This window comes from Streptomyces thermospinosisporus (assembly GCF_039526425.1).
GTDB classification, from domain to species: domain Bacteria; phylum Actinomycetota; class Actinomycetes; order Streptomycetales; family Streptomycetaceae; genus Streptomyces; species Streptomyces thermocarboxydovorans.
Genome location: NZ_BAAAIZ010000069.1, coordinates 128,599 through 140,390, shown reverse-complemented (window position 1 = coordinate 140,390; position 11,792 = coordinate 128,599). Strand labels below are relative to the sequence as shown.

9 protein-coding genes are annotated in these 11,792 nt (G+C 72.2%); 8 read left to right on the top strand and 1 reads right to left on the bottom strand.

Annotation, left to right across the window (positions count from 1 at the left end):
- The first annotated feature begins 20 nt into the window (after positions 1 to 20).
- The 4 genes from ABD207_RS22655 to ABD207_RS22640 all read left to right on the top strand — a co-directional run bounded on the left by ABD207_RS22655 (position 21) and on the right by ABD207_RS22640 (position 3,310).
- Complete coding sequence (locus ABD207_RS22655; protein ID WP_344014941.1) at positions 21 to 860, top strand: arylamine N-acetyltransferase family protein; 840 nt, start codon at positions 21 to 23, stop codon at positions 858 to 860.
- Between the two features lie 66 nt (positions 861 to 926).
- Positions 927 to 1,172 carry a hypothetical protein gene (locus tag ABD207_RS22650; protein WP_344014940.1) on the top strand — a complete coding sequence of 82 codons (246 nt, stop codon included), beginning with the start codon at positions 927 to 929 and terminating at the stop codon, positions 1,170 to 1,172.
- Between the two features lie 624 nt (positions 1,173 to 1,796).
- The gene (gene holA / locus ABD207_RS22645; protein WP_344014939.1) at positions 1,797 to 2,786 is read left to right on the top strand and encodes a DNA polymerase III subunit delta; all 990 of its coding nucleotides are present in this window, start codon (positions 1,797 to 1,799) and stop codon (positions 2,784 to 2,786) included.
- A 128-nt stretch (positions 2,787 to 2,914) separates the two neighbouring features.
- Complete coding sequence (locus tag ABD207_RS22640; protein ID WP_344014938.1) at positions 2,915 to 3,310, top strand: nuclear transport factor 2 family protein; 396 nt, start codon at positions 2,915 to 2,917, stop codon at positions 3,308 to 3,310.
- A gap of 271 nt (positions 3,311 to 3,581) precedes the next feature.
- Here ABD207_RS22640 and rpsT read toward each other — a convergent pair whose 3' ends face one another.
- Positions 3,582 to 3,848, bottom strand: coding sequence for a 30S ribosomal protein S20 (gene rpsT / locus ABD207_RS22635; protein ID WP_344014937.1), 267 nt, complete (start codon positions 3,846 to 3,848; stop codon positions 3,582 to 3,584).
- A 213-nt stretch (positions 3,849 to 4,061) separates the two neighbouring features.
- Here rpsT and lepA point away from each other — a divergent pair, with 213 nt between their 5' ends.
- The 4 genes from lepA to hemW all read left to right on the top strand — a co-directional run bounded on the left by lepA (position 4,062) and on the right by hemW (position 11,760).
- Positions 4,062 to 5,930: a translation elongation factor 4 gene (gene lepA, locus ABD207_RS22630; RefSeq protein ID WP_344014936.1), complete on the top strand. Its 1,869-nt coding sequence runs from the start codon at positions 4,062 to 4,064 to the stop codon at positions 5,928 to 5,930.
- A 255-nt stretch (positions 5,931 to 6,185) separates the two neighbouring features.
- Entirely contained in the window at positions 6,186 to 8,060 is a 1,875-nt protein-coding gene (locus tag ABD207_RS22625) for an AMP-dependent synthetase/ligase (RefSeq protein WP_344014935.1), read from the top strand.
- Between the two features lie 302 nt (positions 8,061 to 8,362).
- Entirely contained in the window at positions 8,363 to 10,450 is a 2,088-nt protein-coding gene (locus tag ABD207_RS22620) for a SpoIIE family protein phosphatase (protein WP_344014934.1), read from the top strand.
- 77 nt (positions 10,451 to 10,527) lie between these two features.
- A complete protein-coding gene (gene hemW, locus ABD207_RS22615) occupies positions 10,528 to 11,760 on the top strand; it encodes a radical SAM family heme chaperone HemW (RefSeq protein WP_344014933.1) in 1,233 nt (410 codons plus the stop codon).
- Positions 11,761 to 11,792 lie beyond the last annotated feature (32 nt).

Genomic DNA, 11,792 nt, shown 5'->3' with positions numbered 1-11,792 from the left:
ATGGACGGGAGACTGATCGCATGAACTCCGAAGAGATCGAGGCCTATCTCGGCCGGCTGGGCGTCGAGCGTCCCGCCCGGCCCACCGACGACGCCCTGCGCACGCTGCACCTGCGGCATCTGCAGACCGTGCCGTTCGAGAACCTCTCCATCCACCTCGGGGAGGAGATCGTGCTCGAGGAGAAGCCGCTGCTGGACAAGGTCGTGGGCGCGCGGCGGGGCGGCTTCTGCTACGAACTCAACGGTGCCTTCGGGGCGTTGCTCACCGCGCTGGGCTACGACGTCACCCTGCTCGCGGCGCGGGTCTACGGGGAGGGAGGCCGGCTGGGCATCCCGTACGACCATCTCGCGCTGCGGGTGCGGACGGTGGACGGCGGCGACTGGCTGACCGACGTGGGCTTCGGCGCCAACAGCCACTTCCCGCTGGCCCTGGGGGAGCGGGGCGACCAGAAGGACCCCGGAGGCACGTTCCGGATCGCCGAGGCCGGGCCCGACGCGGCCGGGGTGCGGGGCGGAGGCGACCCCGACGGAACCGGGGACCTGGACGTGCTGCGCAACGGCAAGCCGGCGTACCGGCTGGAGCGCCGCCCGAGGGTGCTCGGTGACTTCGTGTCAGGGGCCTGGTGGCACAGCACCTCGCCCCGCTCCCACTTCCGTCAGTCCCTGGTCTGCTCACGGGTCACCGAGGACGGCGGCCGGGTCACCCTCAGCGGCCGCAGGCTCGTCCTGACCGGCGCGGGCGACGGCGAGCGCGAGGAGCGGCAACTGGACACGGACGAGGAGGTGCTGACCGCCTACCGGGACCGTTTCGGCATCCGGCTCGACCGGGTGCCCGAGGTGCGGGAGGTGCGCGAGCCGTGAGCCGGCGTCCCGGGTGACCGGGACGTGCGGACCGGGGATGTCGCGGCGGACCCGAGAATGAGTGTCGTGAGTGATGTGCGACATGTACTGGTGCTGCCGGACCGGGACGCCGCGGAGGAGGCCGTCGAGGCACTGGCCGAGAGGTTCGGAGTGAATGAGGAGGTGCGGATCGTCCGCGACGCCCTGGCCGGCGAGGACGACGCGGAGGACGCCCAGTGGCTGGTGCCCCTGCGGGACGAGGACGAACGCCTCGACCCCGAGGAGCTGGACCGCTTCGCGGCGGAGTGGGACGGCTGGCGCGAGGAGCCGTAGCCACCGGTCGGCCACCGGCCGGCCACCGGCCGGCCGCCGGTCGGTCTCCAACCCGCCCCCCGGACAGGCACCCGCGCCCCCGCCCGGACACGGCCCGCCCCGCCGGTCGGTCTCCAGCCCGCCCTCCCCGGAGAGGCACACCCCGCCCCCGCCGGGACGGCAACCCGCCCCCGCCTGGACGGCAACCCGCCCCCGCCGGGACGGCAACCCGCCCCCGCCGGGACGGCAACCCGCCCCCGCCTGGACGATGGCCCGCCCCCGCCGGGACGGCAACCCGCCCCCGCCGGGACGGCAACCCGCCCCCGCCGGGACGGCACCCCGCCCCCGCCGGGACGATGGCCCGCCCCCGCCGGGACGGCACCCCGCCCCCGCCGGGACGATGGCCCGCCCCCGCCGGGACGGCAACCCGCGCCCGCCGGGACGGCACCCGCCCCCGCCGGGACGGCACCCCGCCCCCGCCGGGACGATGGCCCGCCCCCGCCGGGACGGCACCCGCCCCCGCCGGGACGGCAACCCGCGCCCGCCGGGACGGCAACCCGCGCCCGCCGGGACGGCACCCGCCCCCGCCGGGACGGCAACCCGTGCCGCCCCGCCCTGTCAGTGCCCCGTGTCATCCTTGTCGCGATGGCCAGGAAAGCTGCTCAAGACGATCCCCTCGCTCCGGTGACGCTCGCCGTCGGCCAGGAGGAGCTGCTGCTCGACCGTGCCGTGCAGGAGGTCGTCGCCGCGGCGAAGGCCTCCGACGCCGACACGGACGTCCGTGACCTGACCCCGGACCAGCTCCAGCCGGGCACTCTCGCCGAGCTGACCAGTCCCTCGCTCTTCGCGGAGCGCAAGGTCGTGGTCGTGCGCAACGCGCAGGACCTGTCCGCGGACACCGTCAAGGACGTCAAGGCGTATCTCGCCGCGCCCGCCGAGGAGATCACGCTGGTGCTGCTGCACGCCGGCGGGGCCAAGGGCAAGGGCCTGCTGGACGCCGCGCGCAAGGCGGGCGCCCGCGAGGTGGCCTGCCCCAAGATGACCAAGCCGGCGGACCGGCTGGCGTTCGTGCGCGGCGAGTTCCGCGCCGCGGGCCGGTCGGCGACGCCGGAGGCGTGCCAGGCGCTGGTCGACGCCGTGGGCAGTGATCTGCGGGAGCTGGCCTCGGCGGTGTCCCAGCTGGTCGCGGACGTCGAGGGCACCATCGACGAGGCGATCGTCGGCCGGTACTACACCGGCCGCGCCGAGGCGTCGAGCTTCACGGTCGCCGACCGGGCGGTCGAGGGGCGGGCCGCCGAGGCGCTGGAGGCGTTGCGCTGGTCGCTGGCGACCGGGGTCGCGCCGGTGCTGATCACCAGCGCGCTGGCGCAGGGCGTGCGGGCCATCGGGAAGCTGCAGTCGGCGCGCGGCGGCAGACCCGGCGATCTGGCCCGCGAGCTGGGCATGCCGCCGTGGAAGATCGACCGGGTGCGGCAGCAGATGCGGGGCTGGACGCCGGACGGGGTGGCCGTGGCGCTGCGCGCGGTCGCCGAGGCGGACGCGGGGGTGAAGGGCGGCAGCGACGACCCGGAGTACGCGCTGGAGAAGGCGGTCGTCACGATCGCCCGCGCGGCGCGGTCGAGGGGCCGGGCGTAAGGGCGTGTCAACGGGCGCACCAGCGGGAGCCGTCCGCACCGGGTGATCGAGTCGCCTCCCCTCCCCGGAGGAGGAGAATCGAGAGTGTCAGCCTCGGGTCGCCGGTATACGGGAAGGTGGCGAGCGCCATGGCTGAACATCCGCACGCAATGCTCGTACGCAAGGGATACGGAGCGTTCATCGAGGGGGACCTGGAGGCCTTGCGCGACCTGTTGTCGTCGGACGCAACCCACCATGTTCCCGGCAGCGGGATCATCTCGGGTGACTACAAGGGACGGGACGCGATCCTCGACATGTACCGCCGGCTCGGTGAGGAGACCGGAGGGACCTTCCGTGTCGAGCTGGGCCAGATCTTCGTGGACGGCCGGGGGCACGCGATGTCCGTGCACCACGCGATGGGGGACCGGCAGGGCAAGCACCTGGACGAGGACGGCGGCATCGTCTTCCGGATCGTCGGCGACAAGATCACCGACCTCGACGAGTGCGTCGCCGACCTCGACGCGGCGAACGACTTCTGGGCCTGAGAGGCCGTGACGGCTTCCGGTCCTGTCGTCCGGTCCTGCAGCACCGAGGACCCCGTGAACACCGGGGACCCCGTGAACACCGAGGACCCCGTCCGTCACCCTGGGGAGGGGTGAGCGGACGGGGTCCTCGTTCACAGCTGATGAGCTCGTACCCGCGTGGCGAACGCAGGCCGCGTACGAACTCGGTGTGCCGGTCGGGGGCGGATGAGAGAGGGCCCGCCCGGGTCCTTCCGGCGATCAGATCAGCAGATCGACCGGCTTCGGGAGCCGGTCAGCCCTTGAGGGCCGCGACCTTCTGAGCCAGGGCCGACTTCTTGTTGGCGGCCTGGTTCTTGTGAATGACGCCCTTGGAGGCAGCCTTGTCGAGCTGACGCGCGGCAGCGCGCTGGAGCTCGACGGCCTTCTCGACGTCACCCGCGGCAACGGCCTCGCGAGTCTTGCGGATCGCGGTCTTCAGAGAGGACTTGACGGCCTTGTTGCGAAGCCGGGCCTTCTCGTTGGTCTTGTTCCGCTTGATCTGGGACTTGATGTTCGCCACGAATGAGCCTTTTCAGAGTTGTTCTGAGTTGCCTCAGGTGGTACCTGAGCCTTCGGGAGTGTCTCGTGCGAGAGGGCATGAGACACAGCGCCCTAGACTACCAGCGGCTCTTTGCCCGGCCCAAACCGGTCGCCGCTCCCCACCCGTGGGACCATGGAGACTACGTATCGATCCGACCCGAGGCATAAGGCGCCTCAAGAGACAGGACCCTGCGTGCCCGCGACCCCTAACCATGTGCCCGAACCGAGCCGTACCGACCCGGCTCTGATCCGCAACTTCTGCATCATCGCGCACATCGACCACGGCAAGTCCACGCTCGCCGACCGGATGCTCCAGCTGACCGGGGTGGTCGAGCAGCGGCAGATGCGCGCTCAGTACCTCGACCGCATGGACATCGAGCGCGAGCGCGGCATCACGATCAAGTCCCAGGCCGTGCGGTTGCCGTGGGCACCGACCCACGACAAGGGCAACACGCACATCCTCAACATGATCGACACCCCGGGGCACGTCGACTTCACCTATGAGGTGTCCAGGTCGCTCGCCGCGTGCGAGGGGACCATCCTCCTCGTCGACGCCGCCCAGGGCATCGAGGCGCAGACCCTCGCCAACCTGTACCTGGCGATGGAGAACGACCTCACGATCATCCCGGTGCTGAACAAGATCGACCTGCCGGCCGCGCAGCCCGAGAAGTTCGCCGAGGAGCTCGCCAACCTGGTCGGCTGCGAGCCCGACGACGTGCTGAAGGTCTCCGCGAAGACCGGCCTCGGCGTCGAGGCGCTGCTGGACAAGGTGGTCGAGGACATCCCCGCGCCGGTCGGCGTCAAGGACGCCCCGGCCCGCGCGATGATCTTCGACTCGGTGTACGACTCCTACCGCGGCGTGGTGACGTACGTCCGGGTCGTCGACGGCCAGCTCAACAAGCGTGACCGGATCCGGATGATGTCCACCGGCGCCACCCACGAGCTGCTGGAGATCGGCACCAACTCCCCGGAGATGATGCCGGCCGACGGCCTCGGCGTCGGCGAGGTGGGCTATCTGATCACCGGTGTGAAGGACGTCCGCCAGTCCAAGGTCGGCGACACCGTCACCACCCAGCAGAAGGGTGCCGAGGAGCCGCTGGGCGGCTACAAGGACCCCAAGCCGATGGTGTTCTCCGGCCTGTATCCGCTGGACGGCTCGGACTACCCGGAGCTGCGCGAGGCGCTGGACAAGCTCCAGCTCAACGACGCCGCCCTGGTCTACGAGCCGGAGACCTCCGCCGCGCTCGGATTCGGCTTCCGCGTCGGCTTTCTCGGCCTGCTGCACCTGGACGTGATCCGGGAGCGGCTGGAGCGCGAGTTCGGCCTGGAGCTGATCGCCACCGCGCCCAACGTGGTCTACCGCGTGATCATGGAGGACGGCACCGAGCACACCGTCACCAACCCGAGCGAGTTCCCCGAGGGCAAGATCCACGAGGTGTACGAGCCGGTGGTGCGGGCCACCATCCTGGCGCCCTCGGAGTTCATCGGCGCGATCATGGAGCTGTGCCAGGCACGCCGCGGCACGCTGCTCGGCATGGACTACCTCTCCGAGGACCGGGTCGAGATCCGCTACACCCTGCCGCTGGCGGAGATCGTCTTCGACTTCTTCGACCAGCTGAAGTCCAAGACGCGCGGCTACGCCTCCCTCGACTACGAGCCCACCGGCGAGCAGAGCAGCTCCCTGGTCAAGGTCGACATCCTGCTGCACGGCGACAAGGTGGACGCCTTCTCGGCGATCACCCACAAGGACCAGGCGTACGCGTACGGCGTGCGGCTGGTCGCCAAGCTCAAGGAGCTGATCCCGCGGCAGAACTTCGAGGTGCCGGTGCAGGCCGCCATCGGCTCGCGGGTCATCGCCCGGGAGACCATTCGCGCCATCCGCAAGGATGTTCTCGCCAAGTGCTACGGCGGTGACATCTCCCGTAAGCGGAAGCTGCTGGAGAAGCAGAAGGAAGGCAAGAAGCGGATGAAGATGGTGGGTTCCGTGGAGGTTCCGCAGGAGGCCTTCATCGCTGTTCTGTCCAGCGACGACAGCGCGGGCACAGGCAAGGGCAAGAAGTAACCGGAAGCCGACCGAGGGTCACGGGCAAAGCAGGCGAAATGGGGTCCGCCGCACGAAAGTGGGGCGGACCCCTTCGCGTCCACGGGGTAGCTCTCTGTGCGAAGCGACAGGCCGCAAACCCTTACGCGGGGGCCGGTCGGCCTTTAGTCTGTCCCTGCTCGTAGTTACTCGCGAGTTAAACAACGAATCGCGCGTGTAATCAGCCGCAATAGCCGCAATGAGCCAGCCGCACTGTCGCGGGCCCCGGAGGATGTCGTGAGCGACGCACAGACCTTGATCGAGAACCGTCCGCCGTCCGTGGCGGCCCTCTTCCTGGAGCGCGTGGCGGCCACACCGGACGCCGAGGCATACCGCTATCCCGTCCCGTCGGCCTCCGGCCAGGGGCCGGACGAGTGGAAGTCCCTGACCTGGGCCCAGGCCGCCCAGCGGGTGAACGCCATCGCGGCGGGTCTGATCGAGCTCGGTGTGCGTCCCGAGGAGCGCGTCGCGCTGGCCTCGGCCACCCGGGTCGAATGGATCCTCGCCGACCTCGGCATCCTCTGTGCGGGCGCCGCCACCACCACGATCTACCCGCAGACCAACGCCGAGGAGTCGGCGTACATCCTGGCCGACTCCGGCAGCAAGGTGCTCATCGCGGAGAACGCCGAGCAGGTCGCCAAGGCGGTCGAGAAGCGGGCCGAGCTGCCCGAGCTGACCCGGGTCGTGGTCATCGACCCGGCCGGCGTGCAGACCGACGACTGGGTGATCACCCTCGCCGATCTGGAGAACCGCGGCGCGGCCCGCCTGGAGAAGGGCGCCGAGCTGATCAAGGAGCGGGTCTCCGCGATCACCAAGGACCAGCTCGCCACCCTGATCTACACCTCCGGCACCACCGGCCGCCCCAAGGGCGTGCGCCTGCCCCACGACAACTGGGCCTACATGGCCAAGGCGATCGCCGCGACCGGCCTGGTCCACAGCGACGACGTCCAGTACCTGTGGCTGCCGCTCGCCCACGTCTTCGGTAAGGTCCTCACCTCCGGCCAGATCGAGGTCGGCCACGTCACCGCCGTCGACGGCCGGGTCGACAAGATCGTCGAGAACCTCCCGGTGGTCCAGCCGACCTACATGGCGGCCGTGCCGCGCATCTTCGAGAAGGTCTACAACGGCGTCGCCGCCAAGGCGAAGGCCGGCGGCCCCGCCAAGTACAAGATCTTCCAGTGGGCCGCCGGGGTGGCCCGCGAGTACGCGCAGATCACCCAGGACAACTTCCGCCGCACCGGCACGGCCTCCGCGCCCACCGGGCTGAAGATCAAGCACGCCCTCGCCGACAAGCTCGTCTACGCCAAGATCCGCGAGGCCTTCGGCGGCCGGCTGCGCGCCTGCGTCTCCGGCTCGGCGGCCCTCGCCCCGGAGATCGGCTACTTCTTCTCCGGCGCCGGCATCCACATCCTGGAGGGCTACGGCCTCACCGAGTCCTCCGCGGCCTCCTTCGTCAACCCGGGCGAGGCCTACCGCACCGGCACGGTCGGCAAGCCGCTGCCCGGCACCGAGGTGCGCATCGCGGACGACGGCGAGATCCTGCTGCGCGGCCCCGGCATCATGGAGGGCTACCACAACCTGCCCGACAAGACCGCCGAGGTCCTGGAGCCCGACGGCTGGCTGCACACCGGCGACATCGGCGAGCTGTCGCCCGACGGCTATCTGCGCATCACCGACCGCAAGAAGGACCTCATCAAGACCTCCGGCGGCAAGTACGTCGCCCCCGCCGAGGTCGAGGGCCAGTTCAAGGCGGTCTGCCCCTACGTCTCCAACATCCTGGTGCACGGCGCCGACCGGAACTACTGCACCGCCCTGATCGCCCTCGACGAGGCCGCCCTCCAGGGCTGGGCCGCGGAGAACGGCCTGGGCGGCAAGCCCTACGCGGAGATCGTGGCCGCCCCGGCCACCGTCGAGATGGTCCAGGGCTACGTCGACAAGCTCAACCAGAACCTGCAGCGCTGGCAGACCATCAAGAAGTTCCGCCTCCTGCCGCGCGACCTCGACGTCGAGCACGGCGAGATCACCCCGAGCCTGAAGCTCAAGCGCCCGGTCGTGGAGCGCGAGTACAAGCACCTCATCGAGGAGATGTACGAGGGCACCCGCGAGGCCTGACCCCCACCCACCCCGGCCCCGGAGACCGACGTCCTGGTGACGTCCCTCCGGGGCCGTGGTGTTTCCGCGGCCGGACCGGGCGCGCGTGGGCGCAGGGAGGTGCCCGGTGGCGGGGGCGGTTTCCGCATGTGCGCGGGTGCACGAAAACGACCGGTTGTGGGGCGGTTCTTGAGCGCTTGGGGGGTGGGGTTCCCACGGTTGGCGGGCCACTTCGGTAACTCGGTGCTTATGGGCGGGGCCGGTCTGTCACCCTGTCGGCAGCGATCGAGGTGCATTCGTACGACCTGCCCGGGGAGCTGCCCATGGGGGCCATTCCGACGCAACGGGAGACCGCCTCGCGTACTGCCGAGGTATCGGAGTGCGCGCGGGCGCACGCCACCCTGTCCGGAAGCTCCCTCGCGCCGGGCTCCGCGCGCGCACTGGTACGGGCCGCGCTCGCCGAGTGGACCGAACGGCGCCTGCCCGGGACCGAACACCTGAACCCGCGGGCCGCCGAGGACGCCACCCTGGTCGCCAGCGAGCTCGTCACCAACGCCGTGGTGCACGCCGGCACGGATGTCGAGCTGACCTGCCGGCTGGAGGGCGACACCGGCGCACTGGTGGTCGAGGTCACCGACCAGCACCCCGCCCGCGCCCCGCGCGAGGGCGCACCGGCGCTCGCGGCGGCGCAGGAGCCGGGCGAGGTCGGCCGCGGGCTGCGCCTGGTGGCCGCGCTCTCCGACGCCTGGGGGATCACCTACCGCCCGGAGGCCAAGACGGTCTGGGCCCGCCTCCCCGCCGGGGGCCGCACCCCGGCCGAGGAGAGCGGGACGTACACCGGGGAGGCGGCTCACCTCCTCGTGTCCGCGCCGGGCGGGAGCGGGCTGGCCGCCGTCGGGTCCGAGTGGGACTCCGGTGCGGTGCAGGAGGGTGCGGGAGGCACGGGGGAGCGGCTGGAGGCGCCGGATGCGGAAGGGGCGGAGGACTGGGCCGGGGCCTCCAAGGGTGTGCTCTTCGGGGACGACTGGCTGGAGGGGAGGGCCCGGAGGGACGGGGCCTGGCTGGGGCGGGGCGCGCTGTCCTTCCTCGCCGAGGCTTCCGATCTGCTCGCCGGGCAGCTCGACGAGGACCTGGTGGCCGCGCTCACCGGGCAGCTGATCGTGCCGCGGCTTGCGGACTGGTGCGCGGTCTGGCTGGAGGACGAGGCCGGCGGACACGGCGCCTGGAGCACCACCGCCTGGAGCGGCGGCGCCCGCCTCGCCCGCGTCTGGCACGCCAGCGAGCACCGCATCGAGGAGCTGCGCGACGCCCTCCAGCAGAATCCTCCGGAACCCTCGGATCCCCCGGACACCGGTCCGCGTCCGTATCCGTGGCCCGAGAAGGCGCTCGAGACGGCGGACGCGGCGTACGCGTCGGACGCACCGGACGCGGGGGACGGCTCCGGCGCGCCCGGAGTCGCCCTGGCCTACCGGCTGGTGGCGGGAGGGCGGCCGCTGGGGACGCTGGTGATCGGGCGGGGCGGGATCGCGCGGTTCCCGGACGAGATCACCGGCCTGGTGGAGGATCTCAGCCGCCGGGTCGCGCTCGCCATCGGGGCCGCACGGCAGTACGCCCGGCAGGCCACCATCAGCGCCGTGCTCCAGCGCGGGCTGCTGCCCGGCGCCGTCGCCGAGATCCCCGGGGTCCGCTCCGCCCTCGTCTACGAGCCCTGCGACAAGGGCGGGCCCAGCGGGGACTTCTACGACCTGTTCCCGGCCGGGCAGGGCCGCTGGTGCTTCGCCCTCGGCGACGTCCAGGGCAAGGGCCCGGAGGCGGCCGTGGTGATCGGGCTGGCCCGGCCCTGGCTGCGGCTGCTCGCCCGCGAGGGCTACCGGGTGGCCGACGTCCTCGACCGCCTCAACCAGCTCCTCCTCGACGACGCCACCGAGGCGGCGGACGCGGCCGCCCGCGCGCTGGTGGCGGCCGGGGCCCGGCCCACCGCACCCGGCGACGGGCCCCAGACCCGCTTCCTGTCCCTGCTCTACGGCGAGCTGGTGCCCTTCGAGGGCGGCGTCCGCTGCACCCTCGCCTCCGCCGGGCACCCCCTGCCGCTGCTGCTCGCCCCCGACGGCACCGTGCACACCGTCGCCCAGCCGCAGACCCTGCTCGGGGTCGTCGAGGACGCCGCCTACACCAGCGACAGCTTCGAGCTGCGCCCCGGCGACAGCCTGCTCTGCGTCACCGACGGCGTCACCGAGCGGCGCTCCGGTTCCCGCCAGTTCGACGACGGCGACGGCCTCGCCACCGCGCTGGCGGGCTGCGCCGGCCTGGACGCCGAGCTGATAGCGGAACGGATCACCCGGCTGGTGCACGAGTTCGGGGCCAGGCCGCCCACGGACGACCTCGCCCTGCTGGTGCTCCAGGCGGAGTGAGACGCGGCGGAGTCACAGACCAGGGGCGGGACAGGCAGGACAGGGGGGTGCCGGCCCGGTGCGGGACAATGGAGCACATGCCTTCCGCACTCCCCGACGGCGAGCCCGTCCCCGCCGACGGTGCGCTCCCCGCGTCCGCGCTCGCCGGCGCCGCCGACCGCCCCCTCGGCTTCTATCTGCACGTCCCGTACTGCGCGACCCGCTGCGGCTACTGCGACTTCAACACCTACACCGCGACCGAGCTGCGCGGCAGCGGCGGCGTCCTGGCCTCCCGGGACAACTACGCCGACACGCTCGCCGAGGAGATCCGGCTGGCCCGCAAGGTGCTCGGGGACGACCCGCGGCCGGTGCGCACGGTGTTCGTCGGCGGAGGCACCCCCACCCTGCTGGCCGCCGGTGATCTCGTACGGATGCTCGGTGTGATCCGGGACGAGTTCGGGCTGGCCGAGGACGCCGAGGTGACCACGGAGGCCAACCCCGAGTCGGTGGACCCGGCGTATCTCGCCACGCTCCGCGAGGGCGGCTTCAACCGGATCTCCTTCGGCATGCAGAGCGCCCGGCCGCATGTGCTGAAGGTGCTGGACCGCACGCATACGCCGGGGCGGCCCGAGGCGTGCGTCGCCGAGGCCCGGGCGGCCGGCTTCGAGCACATCAACCTGGACCTGATCTACGGCACGCCGGGGGAGAGCGACGACGACTGGCGGGCCTCGCTGGACGCGGCACTCGGCGCCGGACCCGACCACGTCTCCGCGTACGCCCTGATCGTGGAGGAGGGCACTCAGCTGGCGCGGCGCATCCGTCGGGGCGAGGTGCCGATGACGGACGACGACGTGCACGCGGACCGGTACCTGATCGCCGAGGAGGTGCTCTCGGGCGCCGGGTTCGAGTGGTACGAGGTGTCGAACTGGGCCACCTCGGAAGCGGGCCGGTGCCTGCACAACGAGCTGTACTGGCGGGGCGCCGACTGGTGGGGCGCCGGGCCGGGAGCGCACTCGCACGTGGGGGGCGTGCGGTGGTGGAACGTGAAGCATCCGGGGGCCTACGCGGCGGCGCTCGCGGAGGGCAGGTCGCCGGGAGCGGGGCGCGAGGTGCTCACGGAGGAGGACCGGCGGGTGGAGCGCATCCTGCTGGAGCTGAGGCTCAGGGAGGGCGTGCCGCTCTCCCTGCTGCGCGAGCAGGGCCTCGCGGCGGCCCGCAGGGCCCTGTCCGAGGGGCTGCTGCAGGAGCAGCCGTACCAGGAGGGGCGGGCCGCGCTCACCCTGCGCGGGCGGCTGCTGGCCGACGCGGTGGTACGGGACCTGGTGGACTGAGCGGACGGCTCACCTGGTGGACTGAGCGGACG